General features: G+C 54.8%; 17 protein-coding genes. 8 read left to right on the top strand and 9 right to left on the bottom strand.

Translation table 11 applies throughout. From position 1 onward, the window contains the following. Position 1: 1 nt before the first annotated feature. From MWU60_RS00155 to MWU60_RS00170, 4 genes are all read right to left on the bottom strand, one after another. The gene (locus MWU60_RS00155) at positions 2-1,234 is read right to left on the bottom strand and encodes a hypothetical protein (RefSeq protein ID WP_247225020.1); all 1,233 of its coding nucleotides are present in this window, start codon (positions 1,232-1,234) and stop codon (positions 2-4) included. 27 nt (positions 1,235-1,261) lie between these two features. Then, positions 1,262-1,840, bottom strand: coding sequence for a polysaccharide biosynthesis/export family protein (locus MWU60_RS00160; protein ID WP_247225021.1), 579 nt, complete (start codon positions 1,838-1,840; stop codon positions 1,262-1,264). Positions 1,841-1,973: 133 nt separating this feature from the next. Continuing rightward, positions 1,974-4,400 carry a tetratricopeptide repeat protein gene (locus tag MWU60_RS00165; protein ID WP_247225022.1) on the bottom strand — a complete coding sequence of 809 codons (2,427 nt, stop codon included), beginning with the start codon at positions 4,398-4,400 and terminating at the stop codon, positions 1,974-1,976. A 38-nt stretch (positions 4,401-4,438) separates the two neighbouring features. Next, a complete protein-coding gene (locus tag MWU60_RS00170) occupies positions 4,439-5,104 on the bottom strand; it encodes a sugar transferase (protein WP_247225023.1) in 666 nt (221 codons plus the stop codon). A 426-nt stretch (positions 5,105-5,530) separates the two neighbouring features. Between MWU60_RS00170 and MWU60_RS00175 the strand changes: the two genes are divergently transcribed. The 3 genes from MWU60_RS00175 to MWU60_RS00185 are packed head-to-tail and all read left to right on the top strand — an operon-like array spanning position 5,531 to position 8,895. Continuing rightward, a complete protein-coding gene (locus MWU60_RS00175; RefSeq protein WP_247225024.1) occupies positions 5,531-6,415 on the top strand; it encodes an AAA family ATPase in 885 nt (294 codons plus the stop codon). Between the two features lie 10 nt (positions 6,416-6,425). Further along, positions 6,426-7,991, top strand: a complete 1,566-nt coding sequence (locus MWU60_RS00180) for a Wzz/FepE/Etk N-terminal domain-containing protein (protein WP_247225025.1) — start codon at positions 6,426-6,428, stop codon at positions 7,989-7,991. 10 nt (positions 7,992-8,001) lie between these two features. After that, positions 8,002-8,895, top strand: a complete 894-nt coding sequence (locus MWU60_RS00185) for a CpsD/CapB family tyrosine-protein kinase (protein WP_247225026.1) — start codon at positions 8,002-8,004, stop codon at positions 8,893-8,895. 68 nt (positions 8,896-8,963) lie between these two features. Here the strand turns inward: MWU60_RS00185 and MWU60_RS00190 are convergent, their stop codons facing one another. From MWU60_RS00190 to xrtD, 4 genes are all read right to left on the bottom strand, one after another. Beyond that, on the bottom strand, positions 8,964-9,608 hold the full coding sequence (locus MWU60_RS00190; protein ID WP_247225027.1) for a VPLPA-CTERM sorting domain-containing protein: 645 nt from the start codon (positions 9,606-9,608) through the stop codon (positions 8,964-8,966). 275 nt (positions 9,609-9,883) lie between these two features. Next, positions 9,884-10,813, bottom strand: a complete 930-nt coding sequence (locus tag MWU60_RS00195; protein WP_247225028.1) for a sulfotransferase — start codon at positions 10,811-10,813, stop codon at positions 9,884-9,886. 33 nt (positions 10,814-10,846) lie between these two features. Beyond that, a complete protein-coding gene (locus MWU60_RS00200) occupies positions 10,847-12,127 on the bottom strand; it encodes a glycosyltransferase (RefSeq protein ID WP_247225029.1) in 1,281 nt (426 codons plus the stop codon). Beyond that, positions 12,124-13,728, bottom strand: a complete 1,605-nt coding sequence (gene xrtD, locus MWU60_RS00205) for a VPLPA-CTERM-specific exosortase XrtD (RefSeq protein ID WP_247225030.1) — start codon at positions 13,726-13,728, stop codon at positions 12,124-12,126. The genes MWU60_RS00200 and xrtD overlap by 4 nt, the downstream gene beginning before the upstream one ends. A gap of 203 nt (positions 13,729-13,931) precedes the next feature. Here xrtD and MWU60_RS00210 point away from each other — a divergent pair, with 203 nt between their 5' ends. From MWU60_RS00210 to MWU60_RS00230, 5 genes are all read left to right on the top strand, one after another. Further along, complete coding sequence (locus tag MWU60_RS00210) at positions 13,932-15,062, top strand: acyltransferase (RefSeq protein ID WP_247225031.1); 1,131 nt, start codon at positions 13,932-13,934, stop codon at positions 15,060-15,062. Positions 15,063-15,232: 170 nt separating this feature from the next. Then, positions 15,233-17,311, top strand: coding sequence for a hypothetical protein (locus tag MWU60_RS00215; RefSeq protein WP_247225032.1), 2,079 nt, complete (start codon positions 15,233-15,235; stop codon positions 17,309-17,311). 164 nt (positions 17,312-17,475) lie between these two features. Then, entirely contained in the window at positions 17,476-19,455 is a 1,980-nt protein-coding gene (locus MWU60_RS00220; protein WP_247225033.1) for an acyltransferase family protein, read from the top strand. After that, positions 19,452-21,038, top strand: coding sequence for a GMC family oxidoreductase (locus MWU60_RS00225; protein ID WP_247225034.1), 1,587 nt, complete (start codon positions 19,452-19,454; stop codon positions 21,036-21,038). Before MWU60_RS00220 ends, MWU60_RS00225 begins: the two co-directional genes overlap by 4 nt. Continuing rightward, positions 21,028-21,804, top strand: a complete 777-nt coding sequence (locus MWU60_RS00230; protein WP_247225035.1) for an SDR family oxidoreductase — start codon at positions 21,028-21,030, stop codon at positions 21,802-21,804. The genes MWU60_RS00225 and MWU60_RS00230 overlap by 11 nt, the downstream gene beginning before the upstream one ends. On the opposite strand, the gene MWU60_RS00235 is transcribed toward MWU60_RS00230, so the two are convergent. Then, a complete protein-coding gene (locus MWU60_RS00235; protein WP_247225036.1) occupies positions 21,743-23,290 on the bottom strand; it encodes an O-antigen ligase family protein in 1,548 nt (515 codons plus the stop codon). The two genes, MWU60_RS00230 and MWU60_RS00235, sit on opposite strands and share 62 nt — an antisense overlap. Between the last annotated feature and the right edge of the window lie 226 nt (positions 23,291-23,516).

A 23,516-nucleotide genomic window follows, 5' to 3' on the forward strand; every position in this document is an offset into this window, starting at 1 on the left:
CCTAGGGTCGCCAAGAGATCGGGCGATCAAGTGCCAAGAATACTGTATTACTGCTGGTACGGGTCCCGTCATCATCGCGCACATTCACACGACCACCGATGCTGAGATCCCAGACTTCTGTCAGGCTGATCCCGTAGCTGGCCGATAGACTACCCGTTGCAAGCACATCACTGCCGTCTGGATTGCTGGCCTGTCCAAAGTCAAACCCAAACCGGATATTGCGGACAGGGCTCAGATTTCGCCGATAGCCGGCTGTAATTGTCGTTGTGGCTCGATCCGCGCCTGCGCTAAGACTGCGGATTGCGCTGAAATCAACTTGGCCTGCTGGTCGGGGCAAACTATAAGCGATTTGCCCCGTCATCCGGGCATCTCCGTCTTCGTCCTCAACCACGCCAATCGTGCCGTTCAAGGTACGTCCGGTTAGTTCAAACCGGCGATCAATGGCCGCTGCCCAGAAGACATCACCCTCGATGTCGCGGGTGGCGCTGACACGGGTGGTCAAATCGCCCAAGGGACGATTAAATGTCAGGGCAGTGCTGAGTGTCGTAAAATCCTCTGGTCCGCTGCCGACTTCGTCGGTCTGGGTGTAGCTTAGATCAAGGTTGCCTGTGGTCACTTCATTAAAATTCAGGCGCAAGCCTGCACTGACGCGGCCTGTGTCTTCATCAACAAGCGTCGCATTGGCGTCCTCGTAACGCAAAGCGCGCTGGCTCAGGCTGATGCGATACCCCAGCGGCGCCGTTTCACCCCATCGCAGCGTTGCGCTGATCGTGCCATCGTTGCGAATACCGCTGCCGGTCAGATCTTCGAAGTCGTCCGGCAGAACCAATTCGCCACCAGCGTCGATAAAGTCCGAGGCGTCACGCAGGAAAGAGATATCAGCACGGGTGATACGCGCAGACACATCCAACACTGCATCCGCGCTATTGCGGCGATAGGTCAGACTGACCGTGCTGTCGTCGTTGCTGAAGTCACCGTCCGAAAGCCGGACGCCTGTGTCCAAACCATAAGCGAGGCGGTCGGTGCGTGTCTCGGTGACAGCACCGAAGCTTAGGCTGGTGACGCTGTCAAACCCATCTTCGGTTTGTGTCGTTGCAAGATCACGATCCGTCGTGGCCTCAAGTAACTGGCTGAAGTCGAGTGTGAAGAACACGCCACCAGGTTCGGCCTCTTGCGCAGTAGCGGCGATAGGGCAAAGCGAAGCGACCGCCATCAGGCTGCGTAGATATTTCATGCCCTGGCCCCCCAGCGGTTCCTGATCTTATTCAAAAAGCTTGCGTTGCGGGATGATGATCACATCCCCTTCGCGCATGCGCACAGCACCGTTGCGGCTGCTGCCATCGAGGATTTTGTTATAGTCGATCGTATAGATCTCTGATCCGCGGCGCAGTTGGATGCGCTTGATTGCAGCGAAGTTCGTGAAACCGCCGAATTCAGCAAAGGCCTGCAACAGGGTGCTGCCGGGCTCAAGCTCGATCCGGCCCACGGTTGTTGCCTCACCGACCACAAAGATATTGGTCACAGGGTCGTCTTCCTCGGGTGCCAATGCCTCAAGCCCAACAAAGACACTGGGGCGACTGACGAAACTGTCTTCAAGCCTGCCCGCGAGGTTTGCCTGAATTTGTGCAAGCGTAAGCCCGCCGGCCCGTAACGCACCCGCACCTGGCACGGATATGCTGCCATCAGGCGAAACAAGAACGGATCGGTTCAGGCTGGCATCTTCGATAACCTCGATGCGCAGGGTATCACCGGGTTGCACCCGGTACTCTTGCGCGATGGTTGCCGTTGAAAACAGCATGATAGTCAGAACGGAACCAAGAAAAGTGACAAAGCGGATCATAGAACGGCCTCTTTAAACGACACATTGATAATGCGGACAGAAGGGGCCCGCTTTCTTACGATCTTAACGTCATACCCCAGTCGTCCCAACGCAAAACCAGCCTTCGCGCGGTTCATAACCGCGAAATGGTGCTTTATTGACTCAGTTCTTGCAGCTTTGCGCGGGCAAGATCGAACTGGGGCAGGGTACTTTCACCTGCAAGCTCTAACGCGCGGTTCAGTTGTGCCCGCGCTTTTTCAGCTTCGCCAAGGGCGGCGTAGGTCATACCAAGGTGGTATTGCACCAATGGATCATCGGGCAAACCGGCAGCTGCCGGTTCCAGATAGGTCCGCGCTTCTTGATAGTTTTGCTGCCGATATGCGATCCAGCCATAGGTGTCTTGAAATGGTGGTGCATCCAATTCGCGCAGACGTTTGGCGATGGTTGCGGCCCGTGCGATGCTGTCGGCATCTTCCTTATGGGTCGCAATCAAGGACGCGAGGTTGTTGGCAATCATCACAGCGTTTGAGTTCGCGGCATACATTTCTTCGTAGATCGCGATGGCACCATCAATATCGCCGCGCTCTTCGCGGTGGCCCGCACTGATCCAGCGCAGGTTCATGGCTGCGGGCTGCTGGTCAATCGCCGCTTCAACTATGGCGACCGCCTGTTCGGACTGATCAGTTGAGATCAGCAAATTGTAGAGCCGCAGAACAGGGGCTTCTGCCTGCGGGAAGGCCGCGATCAGGTCGCGGAATACGGTTTCCGCCGCGTCAAAGTCACCCGAAATTGCAAAAAGACTGGCGTTGAGCATCTGCAAGGTGCTGTCGGCTGGATAGTCTGTCAAAGCCTGATCAAGATAGCTGCGTGCTGTCTCGATATTGCCGGATTGCAGGTGAATTTGGACCACTTGGGTGATGGCGTCGATGTCAGCGTTGCCCTCGTCAATCTCGCCTTGAAGAAAGGCAAGGCTGTCCTCGACCCTGTTCTGTCCCAACAACAAAGCGGCTTGAAGTGATGTCGCGGCCTCTTGTGCGGCGGGCGTGCCGAGGGACCGCAAGGTGTTGGCAATGCCCTGCGCCTCAACCCATGCGCCTTCGCCCAATAGAACACGCGCCAAAGCTGTCATGACCTCGACGCTGCGGGGATTTGCAGTGCGGGCATCGCTGAGAACGTTGCGGGCCGCTGCCGTCCGCCCGTCACGCAGCAGGAACGTTGCATAGCGTATCGTTTCTGCCGGTGCAGATCCCGAGACATCAACCGCCAACGCCAATCGTTCCCCTGCCAGCGCAAGGCTGCCTTCGCGTTCATGCGCGTGTGCCATCAGCGTCAAAATCTCTGCGTCTCGTGGTTGCTGGCCCAAGGCTCGCCGTAGATCAAGGATCGCGTCAGGGGCCTGATCGGCCTCGATCGACCATGCCGCGCGCAGTTTGAGGGCTTCAACATTCGACGCATCCAGCGCAAGGATTGTATCGACCTGCGTGCGGGCTGCATCAATGTCACCATATGCGATCAGAAGACGGGCAAGTGTATTGCGGATCCGCCATGTCTGTTCGTTTGGTTCTGCCGCACTGAGGATTTGCTGGAACGTTGCAATTGCGGGTTCTTGTTCCCCTTCTTCAAACCGGATCACGGCGGCCAAGGAACGATAGATATCTGCGTTGGGGGTGCCGTCATTGGCCGTCGCAAGGCGGTCAAGCTCTTGTTTGGCTGCTTGGGATCCTTGCGTGGTCTGGATAAGTTGCACGACAGCCAAATGACCTTCGGGTGCTGCAGTCACATCACCAGCGAGTTCGCGCAGATAACGTTCAGCCCCTTCCAGATCGCCTTGGGTCAGATACCAAGCGATCAGCGATTGTGCCAATTCTTGTTCTTCAGGGAAGAGGGCCACCATGCGGCGCAGTTGTGCACCCACGCCGTCCATATCCTGCACCTGAACCAGCAGCCGCAGCCGCAACGTTTGGTAAAGATTACTGTCGGGATTGGCCGCTATTGCCTGTTCGATCAGCGGCATCGCATCAAGCGGGGCATCGCTGCGCAAGATATCATCAATCACGATACGCCGCGCAACATCATCATCCGGATTTGCTTCAAGCAGTTCGCGTGCTTGTGCCGCAGATCTTTCCAGCCCAGCCGCGTCCGTTGCCAAAGTGGCGGCGCGATAGTCAAGTGCAGCACCTATTGCTTGCGCCCGTGGGTCATCGGGCAGCAATGCCAAGGCGGCTTCGCCATGACGGCGCGCTTCGTCCCAGTTGTTAATGTCGACAGCCACCGACGCAAGGATCAACCGGACATCCGCGGTGTCAGGGTATTGTTCAATCAGGCGCAGATATTGGCTGTACGCGGCCGGAACATTCCCCTGCTCAAGCCGAATATCCGCAAGGGCGCGGCGGGCCTCTTGATGAAACCCATCATGCTGAAAAACATTCAGAAATTCGATGGCTGCACGATCCAGATCGCCCGCTTCCATCAGGCTGAGCCCCGATTGATAAAACGCGTCTGCCTTTTCTTCGTCTGTCTTACAGGCAGCAAGCACCGTTAGACTTACGAAAATCAGGCAAACGCGCAGAAAGCTTTGCATTATAATACCTTACGTTGACTGCCGGTCTGGATCGAACGTTAGTATCCGGTCCCTTTGACCACAACGCGCACAGTCGCCAACAGCAGTTTGATATCGTGAGCAAACGACATGTTCGCGACATAGTCCGTGTCAAAACGTGCACGGTCAGCAAATGTGCTTTCGTTACGCTCAGACACCTGCCAGCTGCCAGTGATGCCGGGACGTTGCGTGTAGTACGCACGGCCAGGATACATATCCATTTGCTCAGGCAGCATTGGACGTGGACCAACAAGGCTCATGTCGCCGATCAAGACGTTCCACAGTTGCGGCAACTCATCCAGAGAGCTTTTGCGCAATAGGCAGCCGATCTTGGTGATGCGTGGGTCACGCTTCAATTTCTGTGTCAGCGCCCACTCCGCCGCAGCGTCGGGATTTTGTGCCAGGTAATCGCTGAGAAGCGCATCTGCATCTGCAACCATCGTGCGCAGCTTCCAGATGCGATACATGCGACCACCACGACCAACGCGGTCCTGACAATAAAATGCGGAACTACCATCACGTGATACCATAAGCGCCAAAATTGCGATTACGGGAACGACAAAAGGAAGTGCGATCAAAACACAGGCAAGGTCAAAGGCGCGCTTGAGGCCAAACTCATAAGGACCCACTTGCGGAAGCGTTGGGGTGATAACGCGCGATTTCGCATGTTTAGGAACTTCAGACAAATCTGTAGTCATTGGAATTGCTCACTCGTTTCTAAAGTACACGTGCCCAAAAATTACGACACATTTTTAACATTGTGGGGTCCGTTGAACCCCGGTCGATTAAATGATTCTTCAATAAGGCAGTCATAACAGCCGCAGCGGCTCTCGTGAACCTATCTTAACGGATAGTTAGCCATAAAAACAGACTTATATTGGTCATAAAAAGCTTTCTGACGTCCGAATAAGAGTTTGATAATGCGAGTTATTCCTCATTGTTGCGGCCTCGGAACCAATGTGTCTTCTATCAGTGTTTACCTAAAGTAAGCGATTCCATACCTTTCGGCTCTCACTGGTGTGAAAACTAGTTATCAGATAGGAATCGGTCTGTGACGAATCGCACCTTTGTCGGCGATCTACGGCCTGACGTAAAAATTTTTTGGGGTTCAGATGAATCACGCGATTAACATCTATCTTGATCATTTTGGATTGCAGGAACGGCCCTTTACGCTGGTCCCGGATCCAGACTTTATTTACTGGTCTGCGATGCATGAACGCGCTTACGCGATGTTCGAATATGGTATCGTGACCCGCGCACCAATCACACTGATCACTGGCGAGGTTGGGGCAGGTAAGACGACACTGCTGCATCATTTGCTGAAGTCGCTTGATGAGACCTACCAGATCGGCCTGATTTCCAATGCACATGGCACGCGGGATGAGTTGCTGCGCTGGGTGTTGCAGGCTTTGGATCAACCAATTCCGCTGCAAGCCGACTATGTCACGCTGTTTGGGCAGTTCGAGGCGTTTTTGATTTCCCAATACAGCGAAGGCCGCCGCGTCATTCTGATCTTTGATGAAGCGCAGAACCTCAGCCGCGAGTCCCTTGAAGAGCTGCGTATGTTCACCAACATCAACGCCAATAAAGATGAATTGCTACAGTTGGTCTTGGTCGGTCAACCCGAGCTGCGCGACAATGTGCGGCATCCCGCTCTGACCCAATTTGCCCAGCGTGTCGCATCAAGCTTTCATCTGCCAGCGTTGAACGCCGAGGCCGTGAGCAACTATATTAATCATAGGCTTGAGGTCGCGGGCGCCCGCGGTGCCATATTTACGCCAACAGCCTGCGATAAGATTTTTAAAGAGACACGCGGCGTGCCGCGACTTATTAACCAACTTTGTGACTTCTCGCTTCTTTATGCCTATACAGACGAGGAGGACATGGTGACTGAAAAGATCGTCAAACAAGTCCTGAGTGACGGTGTCTTTTTCGGTGGTGGCGTGGTGGTTGATGATCCGGAGAAGAATGCGTTCCGGTCAGATGATTTGAATTGAATGGTAAGTGATGGATATTAAATTCTATCTGGCAGTTTTTTGGCGTCGGTTCCCTTATTTCATTATATTGGTGTCTCTGGGGACCGCGGCCGGTCTGGTTGTTGCATTAACAATGCAGCCCATCTACGTGGCCGAGGCCCGTTTGGTCGTCGAACAGCAGCAAATCCCTGACGATCTTGCGGCCTCCACGGTGCGCACGGATGCGTCCGAACAGTTGCAAATCATCAGGCAGCGCATTTTGACGCGGGACAACCTGCTTGAGATGGCAAACCGGCTGGGGATCTATCGGGATGTGGCACCCGAGGATCGCCTCACACCTGATGAGCGGGTACAGGATCTGCGGCAACGCATTAACATCATCACAACGGGAGGTTCGCTCGTACGTGGTCAAGCGACGGCAATCATCGTTAGGGTGAATTTTGATGCGCCATCCGCGCAGATGGCAGCCGCAGTCACCAATGAGGTGGTGACACTTATCTTGCAAGAGAACGTCGAGATGCGAACGACTGTGTCAGGCCAGACACTTGAATTCTTTTCGCAGGAAACAGAGCAGCTTGAGCAGGAGTTATCGCAGATCAGTGCCGAGATGTTGGCGTTCCAAGAAGCCAATCTTGATGCCTTGCCTGACAGCCTTGATTTTCGCCGCGCGCAGCAAGCAGCAGAACAAGAGCGCCTTTTGGAACTGGAACGTGACCGCAGCCAATTGCGGGATCGGCGCGATAGGCTGGTGGATCTTTTTGAACAAACCGGCGAAGTCGGGTTGGTCGGCGCAGTCGCCCGGACCGCAGAAGAGGCCGAGCTACAGGACTTGCAGGATGAACTGACCAGATCATCGGCCGTTCTATCAGCCGGCAATCCACGTATCTCAATACTGCGTGCGCAGATTGCGGCGCTGGAACAGATCGTGTCTGAGCAACAGGCAGCTGCAAGTTCCGCCGGTGTTGGCGAGGAAGGGGCCCCGTTGACGCCTTTCGAGCTGCAGCTTGCCGATCTTGATGGCCAGATTGCCTTTATCGACGAACAAAAAACACTGATTCAAACGAACCTCGATCGCCTGTCGGCTTCCATTGCGGCGACACCTGGCAATGCTCTGACATTGGCAACGCTAGAACGGAATTTCGACAACTTGCGCGCGCAGTATGATCGTGCGGTCCAAAACCGTGCTGCCGCTGAAGTCGGTGATACAATCGAGGCATTGTCTAAAGGGCAACGCATTGCGGTGCTTGAGCAGGCGATTGCCCCTACAAACCCATCCCGCCCGAACCGTCGCCGGATTGCGGCGATGGGTGTGGCCGGTGGACTTGCGATGGGGTTCGGGCTGATCATCCTGCTTGAGCTGCTGAATTCCGCCGTGCGCCGCCCAGCCGATGTGATTAACGGGCTGCAAATTACGCCGATCATGACGATGCCGTATATTCGAACGAAGGGTCAGATATGGCGGCGACGCTTGCTGATACTCGCTGTACTGCTGGCCGTTTTGGTCGGTCTGCCAGCGGCACTTTGGTACATCAATGAAAACATTCGACCGTTGCAACCCATCTTTGATGAGGTGCTGCGCCGGGCCGGTCTAGGGTAGGGGCAAGACGATGGATAAGATTCAAGCCGCAATCGCGAAAGCGCGCGCCGCCCGCAATGAGTTGGGCGGCGAAGCACCTGATATCCCTGCGCCAGCGCCAATGGCCAAAGTGCCGCTGCGGCGGCCCGATGCCATATCAAGAATTCTCGCACCCAAACCGCCGTCACCAAAGATCGCGCGCACATTGGCATGGCAGCCCTTGGCCACCTTTGCACCAAACGCCAAACAGATGGAGCGCAACCGGATCGTCACCTTTAGCACCTCTGGCAAAAAGGCATCTGGTGCCATTGCCTATGACATGTTGCGGACAAAGATTCTGCAAGAGATGCGTGCGAATGGATGGAGGCGGCTTGCCATCACCTCGCCGGGTCCAAAATGCGGTAAGACGACGACGGCGCTGAACCTTGCATTTTCACTGTCCAAGCAACCTGAAACCCACACGATTGTTGCGGAGATGGATATGCGCAGGCCGTCGTTGGCCAAGACGCTGAGTATCTCAGGCGATGTCAGCTTTTCAACGGTGATTGAGGGGAAAGCCGATTTTGCCGATATGGCGATGCGCCCCCGCCCGAACCTCGCGCTTGCAGTGAACCATACGCGTGCGCGTAACCCGTCAGAGCTTTTGCAAAGCTCGACGATCGGGAAAGTATTGTCTGAGATTGAAAAGCAGTTCGACCCGGATCTGACGATTTTTGATATGCCGCCAATGCTTGTCACCGATGATACGATGGCCTTTATGGGACAGGTGGATTGTGTGCTGCTAGTGGCTGCGGCTGAGTCGACGTCGCTGGGTGAAATCGACATTTGCGAGCGTGATCTGGCGGCGCAGACCAATGTACTTGGTGTGATGTTGAATAAGTGCCGCTATATGGACAATGAAAGCGGCAAAGGCCGCTACGATTGATCTGATCACAAAGCAAAAGGGCCAGCACGAGGCCGGCCCTTTCCAATGTCGCGGTCAATAGCCCCTATTTACGCGATATCTGTCTTGCGCCGCATCATGAACGCACCGCCAAGTGCGGACAGCAGCAAAATCAAACCTGCTGGCAATGGTATGGCTGCCACATCAATGCGCAGCGCCATATCGTCAAAATCCCGGTCTCCGGTCGCAATGTCGTCAAACAAAACGTAGAACGAATCTGCGTCAATCTGGATAAAACCCATCGCATAATGCGGAGAGTTGGGGTTTGCCAAACCGTTGTTAAGGAACTCACCAATCGCGCGAAGTGGTGCATACGTTCCAAAAGCAAAGTCCAAAAGACCACTTGTATCCTGAATGACAGTAACCTGGTCACCCACATCGCTGGCGTTGTGTCCGCGATTGAAGAAATCACGACTTCCGGCACTTGCCGCATAGTTTCGGTTCCCGGCTTCGGCGCCAATAAAGGTGTAGGTGACATTTGCAGAACCGCCGGTCAGATCCAGAAACAGCCCATTACCAATGCTTTTCTGGTCGCCAGTAATAATGTCGATTGTTGTGTTGAAGCCTGCGTTGACATCGTTGCGGGTGACCAGATGTGTCTGGTCTGTCCCGACAAAGTTGAGCGTCGCTGCGCTCGCCGCGGTGGCAGAAAGCATCATTGCAGATGCCGCGATAAGTAAGAAGTTCTTGGTCATATATCCACCGTTTAACAAATACGCGGCTGCGGGACAGCAGCGTCGTTAACTAAATCCTAATACTTTGTGCGATGATGCGTGGTGGCTGAGCAAGCAAAAAACGGCGAAATGTGGCACAAAGGATAGTTCGCAGGTGCGATAGCCCAATATCTGACCTTTATCTCAGATCAATTGATCATTTTGACGGGTAATGTTCCCGATTGCGAAACAGCGCAAAAAAATCGAAGGACGATTCGATCCGTCAAATCAGTGACGATTTGATCCCGGACCAAGACCTAATCGGATGGTCCACATGGATAACCCAAGGCTGACAGGTCACAGTCAAGCAACGCCGCGAGGCGCGCATTCGAGCCGCTATAATACGTGCCGATACTGTCTGTTGCGATACGCTCTACCTTTTTCTCAAACCGCTGCCCGAGATTTGTATACTTTTTGGTGAAATCGTCGATATAGCGGACCAACCTGTTTTGGGCGCGCATCGCCAGCGGGTAGTCTTTGTAGTCGGCAGGCAAGTTGCCGGGGTGGTCTACAAACTTGTTAAACACCCGCTCGACCTGTGCTGCTGCGCCGCTGCGCTTTTGATGCACCGCTTTCTTTTGCTCTGGTGGCGTCAGTGTGGTGCCAAGCAGGCCGTTGATCTTTGCGAAGTAGACATCAGGTTGCTGTGCTAGCAATTCATGCGGCAACATCAGCAGCTGGTCATCGGGGAAGTGTTGACTGAAAATGCCATGCATCAGGTCATATTCAAAATGCTCCTTACGGATGACGGGCCGTCGGCCGATCCGAATGTCGGTATCATCAATCAGTCGTTCCAAAGTGTCGGTCCCACCTTGCCTGATGTACTGAAAATACTGCGACACGATCATCGACACCTGTTCGCGGCAGCAGATCAACACCCGCGCATCTGGAAATGTCTTTTTAAGGCGGGCTGCAACTGTTTCCGCGTAATACCAACCTTTAATCGGGTAACCTGACAGATCTTCGTGCGAAATCACCGGAATACGGTCTTGGTACGTACCAAAATCGTCCCGCACGGCGTTAGCGTCAAACTTTTGCGGATGCTCAAGCACAAAGTGCTCAATTGCGGGGGCCGGATGCGCGCCCCAAGGCCGCACAAACACCGTTTCATCCGCGAATATCTTCTTTTGCAAGAAGGTCGATGCCGTTTTTTGATACCCGATATGGATCAGGGGGCGTTGCGTCATACTGATGTCTTTCAGGAATGAATTTTGCTGATGTCAGGCCGTTGTTGTCGCTGCATCAGTGGTATTATTCTTGTGCTGTGTGGGGTCAAGATAGCGTTTGATCAGGTCAGAACGATGCTTGAAGACGCTGACATCGTCGAAAGGGGCGCCGTCCTGTCGTGCACGTGCGATCAAATCTGTCAGCTTGTCGCGGTCGTTTGCCAAGTCGATCAGTATCTTGGCAAGACCATCAGTGTCACCGATAGGAACAAGCGCACCGCCGCCGGATGCAGAAATCAGATCAGCGGCGTAGGCCCCGTCGAACCCCACAATCGGTGTTCCTGCGATCAGGCTTTCTATCAGGCAGCGTGGCGATTCCGGTGTGGTGTGGCAGAACAGGAAAACATGTGCGGCCTGCATTTGTGCGGCAACCGCACCGGCGTCATCGACGAAGCCGTGAAGCGTTGTCTGGTGCTGCAACCCGTCTGCCTGCAACTGCGCGCGCAGGTCCTCCAGCAAGGGACCGTCACCCAGCCAATGCGCCTCGAAGTCGATGCCTGCCTGATGCAGCTTTTGCAAAGCTGTCGCCCACAAAAGCGGGCCTTTCATTGCCGTCGCACGGCCTGCATAGACGATCCGAAGCGGGTCCTTTGCAGCACTGGCTTGCTTTGCTTTGAAAGCGTCTTCCGTAATATGCGCGTCCCGGCCTATGTGAATGTCGTGGACGATCTGGGGATTGCTGCAATAGGGGGCGTAGGTGTCATAGGTTTGCTGGCCGTGAAAAAGCCCAAGGGCGGCGCGCCTGATCACGTATCTCTCTAACTGCGCCATCGGTCGATGAATAACGCGTTTCTTGATACGGCTTTTCAGCGGGCCAGTTTTGGCCTCGATCCTTGTGACCTGCGATTCAACACGGTCGGTCCAGGCTGCAAATTGGCGTCCCATCTTATGCGCTTGCTGCGATGCGACAGCACCCCAGTCGCCAACCAAACCACCGATCGCAAACGACAGGTAGTCCGCGCGATCAATCTCGTCGCGGATAACGGCTTTTGTTTTCCGGTAGGTTTTTGCGAATTTCGCAAGGCTCCATGCTGTCGGGAGGGCCACAATTGTAATCCGCGCGGCATTTTCACCAACCTGATCAAAAGGCACCCAGCCAATAGGCGGCTGTCCGTCCTGATGCGGCATCATGACGGTGACATGGTCAAAGTTCGCAGCCCAAAGCCGCAAGCCATTCGCAGCCTGCCGTTCGACAATCCAGCCGTCGGGCGTTCCAAAGACGGGAACCGGCGCATAGATCAGAAGGCGGCCTTCATCCGGCTTTTCCTGCGTCATACATCCAGCCCCGGCACAAAGCGCGGCAGGACAGTGGTCGTTTCCCGGAACATATCCTGCAGACGTGCTTCGGCCTCAGCCTCGGTTTCGTCCGGCAAGATCGGTGTCGTCAGACGTACCAATGCGCCATCCGTGCGACCAATCGTGATGCTGTCCCAAAGCAGATACATCTTAGCGGCAAAATCCCATGCCGTATGCCGCCCGTGTTGTTCGAACCAGTAGTATACAAGCATGCGGGTCTGGCCTTTTTGAATGACAGCGCGATTGAGGTTGTAGGGCTCGGCAAACCCCATCTGCGGGGCAATGTCGATGCGATCAAGTCTCGCGATTTCCCAGCCTGCACCGGGCAGGCACACCTCAGGTGAATGCGTGCCGCCTTTGGTTTGATCATAGTACCATGCGATGAACAGACCGACGGGGGCCGTTTCAGCCTCGGTTCTGAATTGCACCGAATGATAGTCGTCCGCTGCCAGCGACTTCTGCACGTCAGGTGACAAAGCTTCGGGGATGCCACCCTTCCATGCGCCCAGCCGGGTCGGGAACACGGCAAAAGGTTCACGATCAACGGTTGTGGTGCCGACTTGCGCGCGCGTTTCCCACGCCAGCGCGCCCGCGCCCAACAGCAGCGCTGAAAAAATCAATGCGCGTGAGGGTGCGATCAACGCTACGCGGCGGGCTTGAGTCGCCCAGCCAGTGGTATCAAGATCAAGCGCGTCAACAAGGCTCATCTTGGATCCGGTAAAGCGCAGCATGGCCCAGGCCAGAATAAACAGCAGCACGACGCAGATCATGAAGATGATCCAGCCTTCAAAGAAATGCGTGAACCCTTCAAGGTATTCGAGCCCCACGTAGTTCACCAACCAACCTGCAAAAGCGATCCGTACCGAGTTCATGACGATAGTGATTGGCACCGCGGCCAGCAAAAGCACGGCCTTGTGCCAGACGCTGCCTTTGAAAAGCACCGCGAAGATGTAGGAAAACGACATGATCGGGAACAGGTAACGTAGGCCCGAGCAGGCCTCGGCCACGTGGAGTTTGTAGACACCCAGGTCGATGATGTTGCCTTCCAAAAACACAGGCACACTGATCAATTGCAACATCCAGACGCCAAGCTCGGATGAGATGATCTGCAGGTATGTCGATACCTTGTAGTAAATCAGGCCGGGCAGGGGCAGCATGTAGACCAGATGCACAACCGGCGGCCAAAAGAGCTTGCCCTGCTGCCAGCCCCAAGAAATCAAAAGGATTGCGCCAACCCATAGGATGATCGCATAGGCGACAACCTCGTCAATTTGGCTCAGCTTGCCAATCAACCCAAAGAGTACCGCAAAGATCAGAAGTGCGATGCCCGCGCCACGATCCGTAACTGGCCCGGGTTTGATCGGGACTTCCTTGAGTTGTCTCAGGAACAGCAACAAAGATAGCACGGGGATCAAAGGCCCGTGGCTGTATTCGGGCAGTTGCCACGCCACAAAAAGAGCGTTCAACCCTTCTTGAAAGAACAACAGCGCTGCGATGGTCGCGACCACAAGCCAGAAGACGCCCGCGCTCAAATATGACGCAAAAGCAGCTGGGGGAATTTGTTCGCGGGTTGCGGTCATGAAGAATCACTTGTTACTTTTAGCAATACGATGCCTTTTAAAGCCAAATTCAGACAATCCAATGGCCGTAGGTTTACACGATCATGTCACGCGGTAATAGATCGCTGGCCGAAAAAGACGCAGGATGAGGGATCATTTCTTTGCTGACCGTATATTCTTTTAAAGTGAAAGCTATTCATGCCAAACCATAGAGGCAGTTTATCGTGACAGACGTTGCCATATCGCAAGAGGCGACGCCCCGGTTTGAGACCTATCAGGCGACCCAACACTTTGGCAGCCTCAACGGTTTGCGGTTTTTGTGCATCGCGGCCGTCCTGTGGCATCATGGGCCGGTTTGGACGTCACTTGACGCACCCGCGCAAATTCTGACCCGTGGGTTTGTCGGCGTTGATTTTTTCTTTGTACTCAGTGGCTTCCTGATCACAACGCTTCTGCTGCGTGAGGCTGCAACGAATGGAAGGTTTTCGCTTCGGGGCTTTTATTGGCGGCGTGCCTTACGCATCGTGCCGGTCTATTTCTTCGTCGTCACGATCGTGGCGTTCTACTATATCGGGATCAAAGGTGAGACGCAGTATCTTGAACAACTGCCCTACTACTATCTGTTTTTGTCAAACTTCCTGACGTCCGACATTCCGCTGTTGTCGCCCACATGGTCACTTGCCGTGGAAGAGCAGTACTATCTGATCTGGCCGCTAATGCTGATGATTTTGCCGCGCAAGCTGCTGATGCCTGCGTTGGTGTTCACCATAGTGCTGAACGTGGTTGCGGTTGTGGGGTGGCTGACCCCGCTTGGCATCACCGCATTCGACTGGGGCGTGTTGCGTTTTGCGATGTTCAATACGACCTATGCACCGATCCTGATCGGCTCTGCGCTGGCATTGTTGCTGCACCAACAGCGCGGCTTTGCCGTTCTTGCGCGATTGTTCGGTAATGCGCCGGCTGCTGTTGGGACGTTTTTGCTGGTGCTGGCATTGCTCCAATGGCTGCCGTCTGATCTGCGCGGCTGGCCTAATTTGGTGCTGCATCTGACGATGGCTGCGGTTTTGATCACCATAGTGGTCCGTGAAGACAACGCGCTCAGTCCGGTGTTACGGTTTCGCCCGCTCGCACGGATCGGCGAAATCAGCTACGGTATATATCTCTATCATCTGATAGGTTTGCATGTGACGAACGTGGCTTTGGGTCGGCTGGGGCTTGGGGAACAGGGTTGGTTGATTTTGGGCGTCTATTTTTTGCTTTCAGTCGTGATTGCCGAAATCAGCTTTCGCACGTTTGAAAGCTTTTTCCTGAGCTTCAAACACAAGAAATGGGGCAAGGCACCGCGCAGCGTTTAGAAGGCGTCTCTGAAAGAAGCGAGGTCATTGAAGGCGAGATTATTTTGAGAGGCGGGGTCTTGATCTGTCGACCCGCACCTTAACTATGAAAGGCATCCGGTCTAGTCTTGTGCGCAAGCGCGGCCCAGTGGGCACTTTTTATCAGTTATTTATTAAGCAAGGAAATGTTGATGCCACGATTTTTTTCCAAACAACAAAAGCTTCATGACAAACAGCAAACGCGCCCGAAATTTGCGGCCCTGTTGGTGGCGCTGGTGTTGATGGGCGGGACGCAGACAGTCTCTGCGCAACCTGCAAATGGGCTTGAAAACCCTACACTCTCTCTCAATCTCGCTGGTGCAAACGATTTTAGCGCAGGCTTTCAATTCATTGACCTGATGAAAATGATGCGCCCCTGGATTGGTCATGAAGCCAAAAATGGCTGGGGTGGCATGAACGAAGCCGAGTTGCGGGCGGGCGGTTTTCTGGATGCTGACGGATGGGTCAAGGCGATCCCACCTGGCTTTGATCGTGTCGGTACGCTGTGGGAATGGTCGAGCATGCGCGATGATGCCGGCACCGGTCACGCTGGCACCTATGTGCTAACCTACGACGGTCAAGGTGAAATCAACCTGCGCGGCAGTGCTCGCGTTCTTGGGTCCAGCCTTGGGCGGATCAACTTTATCAATGAGGATGCCGGGACGTTCATCATGGATATTGTCCGCACCGATCCGAACGGCACAGGTGACTACATCCGCAACATCTCGATCGTGGCGGAAAGGCATATGGACCTGCATCAGGCGGGTGCCGTATTCAACCCCGCTTGGCTGGAAACCATCGCGGACGCGCGCGAATTGCGCTTTATGGATTGGATGCACACGAATGGCTCCACGGTCACCTCTTGGGACGACATGCCTTCGGTCAACGGACCTGCATCGCGACGTGGGATGCCGGTGGAACATATGGTGCGGCTGGCAAACGAAGTTGGCGCCGATCCGTGGTTCACGATGCCGCATCTGGCCGACGACACCTACATTCGCAATTTCGCGACTTACGTGCGTGACAACCTTGACCCGGAACTGACCGCGCGCGTCGAATACACCAACGAGGCCTGGAATTTTGCCTTCAGCCAAACGCATTGGCTGCGCGATCAGGCCTCGGCGGCTTGGGGTGAAGAGGCTTATGTCGATTATCATGCAAAGAAGGCGGTCGAGACTGCGTTGATCTGGGAAGACGTCTATGGAGATGAGGCCGATAGCGGCCGTCTGACTAATGTGCTGGGTGCATTCGTGGCGAATACTTGGTTGAACAACCGGCTGCTGAAAGCGCCCGTATGGCGCGAAAATGAGCCTGATGCCTTTGTTGATCCAAAGTCGGTCTTTGAGGAAATTGCGATTGCCACCTATTTTGGTGTCCCGACCATGGGCAACGCGGAGATGCGCGCAGAGCTGATCGCGAAAGTGAATGATCCTCAGGTAGACGCGCAGGCGTGGCTGGCAGAACGCTTGCTTGACCCCGACTACAACGGCTCTATCCCGCAGATTGCTGAGCTTATTGCGCAGAGCTCGCAGATTGCCGCAGATAACGGGCTGCGTCTTGTCACTTATGAAGGCGGCCAGCACGTCCATCATTCATTTGCAGTCGCAAGCATGACAGAGCAAGATCTGGCAGCGTTGAACGCCTTTATGAAGGATTTTATACGTGGGCCTCATATGGCGACATTGTACCAGGCCCTTTGGGATACATGGAAGATGCACGGCCATGGTGCCTTCATGCAATTCACCGACATTGGCGGGAGCAGTCGCTGGGGCACATGGGGCTTGCGCAACAGCCTGACGGACACCAACCCACGTGCTGATTTGTTGGTTGCGTTGAATGCGGCGACGACACCTTGGTGGGATGGCGCAAAGGGCGGTGCATTCCGTCAGCAAGGTGTTACCACATGGGGGACCTCGGATGCCGATATGTTGGTGGGCACCGATCAGGAAGATTACCTGATGGGTGGACGTGGCGATGATACATTTGCTGGCGGATTGGGTGATGACGGGATCAACGGCGGCCCCGGGTTCGACCGCGTTGAACTGACGGGTGATCCATCGCAGTACACGATGCGCGTAGACGGGGACGGGTACCGCTTGAACGGTCCTGAAGGCCGCGATTTCATCATTCATGTTGACGCCCTGACATTTGCTGATGGGCAGCAGATCGGCATGGACGAATTGCAGATCGACCCAGGTGGTGCGGTCGTATGGCCTGCTGTCGTTGAATAGTGGGCCGTCCCTGACCCTGAGATAGATTGGGAATTGGGGTTAACCGAGCCATATTCTTGCCGCATCAATCGGCCAGAAAGTTGGTGGCAGGGTGCATTATTGGCCATGTGTATCGAGTATGAAGATCAATCTGATTTGAAAGAACAGATTTAAAGGACGACAAATTGCACTCTTATCGTAGAGATATTGATGGGCTTCGCGCGCTTGCAATTCTGCCGGTGCTGCTCTTTCACTTTGATATTCCCGGCTTTTCTGGCGGATTTGTCGGTGTTGATATCTTCTTTGTCATCTCGGGCTTCTTGATCGGCGGTATCCTTTGGGCCGAGTTGCAGGAAACTGGCCGCATTCGATTGGGCCATTTCTATCTACGCCGTATTCGCAGGCTCGCGCCGGTCTATTTCGCCGTCATTCTGACCTGTCTTGTGGTTGGCTGGTTCATCATGTTGCCGTTTGATTTTCGCGCTTTGGGCAAGGAAATCATCAGCTCATCCGTTTACCTCTCCAACGTCTACTTTTTCACCGAGGCCGGGTATTTCGACACTGCGGCGAAGGAAAAGATCCTGCTGCATACGTGGTCACTTTCGGTCGAGGAACAGTTTTATATCTTTCTGCCGCTGACCCTTTTGTTACTGAAAGGCGTGCGCTCATCGTTGCCTGTCGTTTTGGCTGTTCTGGCGGCCGCCTCATTGATCGCGTGCATCTTGATGACACCGCAGTCACCGACCGCCGCGTTTTATTTGTTTCCTTTCCGCGCGTGGGAAATGTTGGCTGGCGTCCTGCTGGCGATTGCGGGGCATCAGTTGAAACTGCAATGGGATGTGCATGCCGCGCTGTCTTGGGCGGGTATTGCGCTGTTGGTGGCGGGTGTAACCTTGCTAAGTTCCGACCCAAGTTTTCCGGGTTGGAAAGCACTGATCCCTGTCCTCGGTGCGGTGCTGATGATCGCAAATGGGCGCAACGATAACATCGTTAATCGTCTTCTTTCTTCACGCGTTTTGGTCTTTATCGGGCTGATTTCCTACTCACTTTACCTGTGGCATTGGCCGATTGTGACCTTTGCGGCTTACTATTTTGGTGATACCGGCACATTGTGGTTCCGCCTGTTTCTGATTGGCCTGTCAATCGGCGTCGCCTACATAAGCTGGCGCTACATCGAAGGTCCGACGCGGCGAGCCAAAGTTGCACCCGGCAAAATCTTTGTGGGTGCCGGGGCTGCGACGGCCATGACGCTTGGGATGGGGGCGCTGCTGTACTTGCAGGATGGGCTGCCCAGCCGGTTCAATCCCGACGTTCGCACCCACATCGCGGCAACAGGGGATTTCTTGCAAGACTGGCGGCGTTGCGAGGTTCCCGCGACCGGTGATTTTGCCGGCATTGAGATCTGCCCCATAGGCCCAGAAGGCCCCGCAGAGGTTCTGATCTGGGGCGATAGCCATGTGCGTGCTTTCAAAGAAGGTTTGGAACAAGCCGCCTTTGAGGCGGATACGCCTGCGCTGATCATCTGGCGCGCGGGTTGTCCGCCTGTGTTTGGGATCGAGAAGGTTGAGAATACGTCGACACCCATCCAAAATGCTGCCTGTGGTACGGCGAACCGCCAGATCGAAACTGTGCTGCGGAACGGCCAAGACTTTCCGACAGTTCTGCTGATCGGGCGCTGGGCGTATTATGCGCAAGGCAGCGGAGTAGGCGATGACAGCCACAACACCATCAGTCTGTCCGGGCTGAACACATCTGCGGGTACGCAGGTTGATGTGTTGACCACCGAAATGCAGGCCAGCGTTGAACAGATGCAGGCGCATGGGCGTGAGGTTTACTTGCTTCGGCAAGTCCCTGAAATATTTCACTATAGTTCGCGCAACGTTGCTCGCGGATTGGTCCATGGCCGCTTGTCACAGGATGATGTGGCACAGATGGCAGTCACATCACTGGCCGATCTGACGCAGCGCAACGCAGAAGCCGACCTCATGAGTGCAGCAATTGGTGCCAAGACAATTGATCCATGGCCAGAGTTTTGTGATGACACAGCCTGCTCGGCGATGGCGGGCGGTTTTGCGGGTTACTTTGACAACAATCACATCACCAATACCAACGCTCGCCGCATCCGGCATCTGTTTGATCCAGTATTCGTCGAGGCAACGGAATGACCCCACAAGACGCGCTTGCCCAAGAGTGGGATGTCATTGTGATTGGCGCAGGGATGGGCGGTGGCATGATCACGCGCAGCCTTGCAGAGCAAGGTTTGCGCGTCTTGGTGCTGGAACGAGGACCCGAGGGTTACGCACATGAGCAGCAAGCGCTTAACGTGAAGATCACCGATCCGCATGCCCGCCATATTCGCAGCTTCTGGCCTACCAAAGTGCATGGGACCGTCGATGGTCGTCCGTCGGCGTTTTTTGCCGCATTGGGCAGCGGGCTTGGTGGTTCGTCTGTGTTCTATGCGGGCACGCTTGAACGGCCAGAGCGCCATGATCTTGAACCAACCGATCAGATGCCTCACCCCACGGGTGGCTGGCCGGTGGGCTACGACGCATTTGTCCCATATTTTGCCAAAGCAGAAGAGCTTTTGCACATCTCGGGAACACATGATCCATTGTCGACAGAGCCGCCCACGCAGTTGAAAGAACCGCCCAAGATTGATGCCAATGAAGCAAAGATGCTTGATGATCTGGCCGCCAGCGGCTTGCATCCTTACCGTCAGCATCTGGCGCTGCGGAACCTGCCGGGCTGCATGTCATGTCTGGGTCGCAAATGTCCACGCAACTGCAAAATGGACGGGCGATCAGCCGGGATAGTCCCGGCGCTTGCGACGGGCAACGCCCATGTGCTGACCGAATGCACCGCGACCCAAATCCGGTTTGAGGCCGGGCAAGTCACTGGCGTTGACGTGTCTTATTCCGGGGCCGAAACCACATTGAAAGCGCGGACCTATGTGCTTGCAGCAGGCGCTTTGCACTCACCGCGGCTGTTACTAAAATCACAAGATGCAGGCGGGCGGGTTTGCGCAAATTCCAGCGATTGGGTTGGGCGCGGACTCATGTTTCATCTTAACGAGATGTTTGCGCTTTGGCCCAAACGTGATGGCCGTTTCAGTGGCGCAACTAAGGCGATTTCGTCCCGCGATCTTTACGCGGTGCAAGGCAGCCGTATGGGCACCATCCAGTCAATGGGCTTGCCTGCATCCTTTGGAAACATCGCGGCCTATCTTGCAGGGCGTCTTGATCAGTCACCTTTGCGTCGGCTCGGCAGCTTGCGCTACCTGACGAACATCGTGGCACTGATTGCGGCACGTATCATGGGCGAAGCGAAGGTTTTCGTGGGGATCGTCGAAGATCTTCCTTACCCGGAAAACCGGGTACTCTTGCATGACGCAGACCCAGATATGCCTTGTTTTACCTATACGCTTAAGCCGGAACTTCTAAAGCGCCGCCAGCTGTTTCGGCAAACGATCAAGAAAAGGTTTCGCGGGTTTCGGCCTATGTTGATGGGGCTTGCTCCGCAGCTGAACTACGGCCACCCATGCGGCACACTGCGGTTTGGTTCAGACAGTAAGTCATCGGTTTTTGACGCAGACTGCCGGTCGCATGATCTGGACAATCTTTATATCGCGGATGCGTCGTTCTTTCCGACCTCTATGGGGGTCAACCCAAGCCTGATGATCGCGGCAAACGCCCTGCGCGTTGGCGATATCATTGCCACGCGCGCCAAATCGGAGATCAATGTTGAGTAATAGTAAAAAAAGCGCAGGTGGTGTGATTGTTGTCACCGGTGCGGGCAAGGGGTTGGGGAAGGCTCTGTGCCTCAAACTGACACAACAAGGCCATAGGGTCGCAGCGTTTAGTCGGGCGGCTTCGTCTATAGACGATATGACCCAGTCGCTCCCCGATGATCAGTTCCTTGCGGTCACTGTCGATGTTGTGGATCCAGCGGCGGTCGCGGCGGGCTTTGATGACGTTCGGCAAAAGATGGGACCAGTTTCGGCTTTAATCAACAATGCAGCTGTGTATCCACGGCGGGACATTCTGGATGAGACTTACGAGAGTTTCATGCACACGGTCGCGGTCAATCTGGGTGGCATGGTGGCCTGCACACAAGAGGCCTTAAAGGACATGGTCGCGGCAGGCGAGGGACGCATCATCAATGTGACCAGCTATGCGGGCTGCGCACCTGCACCGGCAAGTGCGGCCTATTCGGTGTCAAAGGGTGCAACGCGTATTTTCACCAATGCGCTTTTGGCTGATTTGGGGGACAGGTTTCCCAAAATTGTCATCAACGAATGGCTTCCGGGGCAGTTGAACACGGATATGGGCATACCGGATGGAATCGCGCCCGCGCAGGCGGCGTCCTGGGGGGCAAAGCTGATCGAGATGAAAGATCCTGCTGTTGCAGGTCTCGTCTTTGATCGTGACCGGTCGGTGCCGCCACCTGCTGGGTTCAAAAGGCGCGTCTTGAACCGGCTCTTGCGGCGGCAGGCGCGCGTTGTCCATCTCGGGTAGTGCTAAGGGTTGCCCGTTGTACGGACTTGGTATCGCGTACATGCGGACGCCTTTCAAAACGCCCGAGTAACGCGCCAGCAAGAAGCCAGGTCAATGGGGTCAATCCAGAATTGGGGATCAGGTCAATCAGATTTGCCACCAGAATAAGACACAGGCCTTGACTGGCGATTGAGTTGCGAAGTTCTCCTCGACTGAAGAAATAAGCAAAGATTGGCAGCGTAAGCAGCCCAAATTGCGCCAGATAGCCAACCCAGCCTGAAACACCAAAAATGATCACCCACATGCCATCGGGGACTGATGTCACCCGGCCATCCCATTGACTGTATAGCAGGTTACGCCCCCAGCCGCCCCAACCCAGAAGCGGTTTTTCGGCGGCGCGTGCCAGCAAGATGTCTTCATTGTCGAGCCTGAATTTAAATGACTGCGCCCGCTCTTCGTTGATCGCCAATGCAAGTTCGTGGATTTGCTCTACAGGTGCCAGACCGGCCGAACGCACCATCGGGTAAAGCAGTACGATGAACGCAAACGCTGCAGCCAAATAGCGCCATTGGTGCGGTTTGGCCAGAAGCATGAAGGGCACAAAGATGCACGCGATCGCGAGGGCCCCAAGCGTTTTACAAAGAATGAGGATGACGAAGAGATAACATGCGACATAAAACGGCAATCCCTTGTCGCCCGCAGGAAGTGTCACCCCACGGCCCAACCGACCGGCGACTGGTTTATGCGATGCGTGAATTCTGTACAGTGTGAATGCCGCAATGACAGCCAGCAGAATAAACAGACCGACGCGCAAACCATGTTGGATAAACACCATCGGGCGGAAACCGTCACCGCGGACCTGTTGCCCGAACTGATGTGCGTGAAACCCGTAGAGCCATCGGTGAAGCTGGGGGCTCAAGCGTATCTCAACCAGGATCAACAGCGAATATACCAAGGCACCGATCACAAGCGCCCAAAGCAAACGCATATGAGCTTCATGCGTATTCAGGTAGCGCCGCGCCAGCAGGAACGGCAACAGCATTACCGCCGTGCTGAGCATCATTGAGAAGATGTCATAGGTGCGCAGACCCGCGATCATGCGTATGCCCGCGTTGACCCAGTCAGCATTTGTCATCACGATACCAACGGGCGCGATGAACAAAACAAGGATGCACAAATTCGCTAATTTGCTTTGGCGCGGCACAGTCGCTGCGACGGTCTCACTGTCAGGTACGGCAGCAGCGCCGCGCTGCGGTCGGGCAGCACCCCGGCGCAACTGTGCATGCGGTTTTGCCATCAAGCACATGATCCCCGCCATCAGACTTGGCACCAGTGTCTTGTCCAAGGCAGGAAGCAGCGGCAGATCGACTTCTGTCAATTCCGGTAGGAAGAGATATCCAGACAGGATCGACCATATCAAAGCCTGCTCCAATGGCAGGCGCCGAAACAGCACGATCACCACAATCGGAAAGCTAAAAAGCACAATAAAGGCAAATGTATTTGGCATCAGCGTATCAGGCGTTTCTCTGCTTGGGTCGAACTTGTAAATACTTTGGGCGCGTCGTGTCCGCACCATTTAAAGACAGCTTGGATGCCGCGTAATCTGTGCTATGTTGAGACGTTATTTTTCGTTTGGCAACGCATTCTCACGCAGCTTTGTATACATGGTATCATTCAGTCATCCATATCGTAAGGTTCAGCATGAAGACGTCTGCCAAACCGATGCAGGAATG

The sequence above is a fragment of the Yoonia sp. F2084L genome (assembly GCF_023015625.1).
Taxonomy (GTDB): domain Bacteria; phylum Pseudomonadota; class Alphaproteobacteria; order Rhodobacterales; family Rhodobacteraceae; genus Yoonia.

What these genes read in the sequence shown, in the direction of transcription:
- MWU60_RS00155 (WP_247225020.1), bottom strand. Translation starts at nt 1,234, where the DNA reads ATGAAATATCTACGCAGCCTGATGGCGGTCGCTTCGCTTTGCCCTATC.
- MWU60_RS00160 (WP_247225021.1), bottom strand. Translation starts at nt 1,840, where the DNA reads ATGATCCGCTTTGTCACTTTTCTTGGTTCCGTTCTGACTATCATGCTG.
- MWU60_RS00165 (WP_247225022.1), bottom strand. Translation starts at nt 4,400, where the DNA reads ATGCAAAGCTTTCTGCGCGTTTGCCTGATTTTCGTAAGTCTAACGGTG.
- MWU60_RS00175 (WP_247225024.1), top strand. Translation starts at nt 5,531, where the DNA reads ATGAATCACGCGATTAACATCTATCTTGATCATTTTGGATTGCAGGAA.
- MWU60_RS00180 (WP_247225025.1), top strand. Translation starts at nt 6,426, where the DNA reads ATGGATATTAAATTCTATCTGGCAGTTTTTTGGCGTCGGTTCCCTTAT.
- MWU60_RS00185 (WP_247225026.1), top strand. Translation starts at nt 8,002, where the DNA reads ATGGATAAGATTCAAGCCGCAATCGCGAAAGCGCGCGCCGCCCGCAAT.
- MWU60_RS00190 (WP_247225027.1), bottom strand. Translation starts at nt 9,608, where the DNA reads ATGACCAAGAACTTCTTACTTATCGCGGCATCTGCAATGATGCTTTCT.
- MWU60_RS00195 (WP_247225028.1), bottom strand. Translation starts at nt 10,813, where the DNA reads ATGACGCAACGCCCCCTGATCCATATCGGGTATCAAAAAACGGCATCG.
- MWU60_RS00200 (WP_247225029.1), bottom strand. Translation starts at nt 12,127, where the DNA reads ATGACGCAGGAAAAGCCGGATGAAGGCCGCCTTCTGATCTATGCGCCG.
- xrtD (WP_247225030.1), bottom strand. Translation starts at nt 13,728, where the DNA reads ATGACCGCAACCCGCGAACAAATTCCCCCAGCTGCTTTTGCGTCATAT.
- MWU60_RS00215 (WP_247225032.1), top strand. Translation starts at nt 15,233, where the DNA reads ATGCCACGATTTTTTTCCAAACAACAAAAGCTTCATGACAAACAGCAA.
- MWU60_RS00225 (WP_247225034.1), top strand. Translation starts at nt 19,452, where the DNA reads ATGACCCCACAAGACGCGCTTGCCCAAGAGTGGGATGTCATTGTGATT.
- MWU60_RS00230 (WP_247225035.1), top strand. Translation starts at nt 21,028, where the DNA reads ATGTTGAGTAATAGTAAAAAAAGCGCAGGTGGTGTGATTGTTGTCACC.
- MWU60_RS00235 (WP_247225036.1), bottom strand. Translation starts at nt 23,290, where the DNA reads ATGCCAAATACATTTGCCTTTATTGTGCTTTTTAGCTTTCCGATTGTG.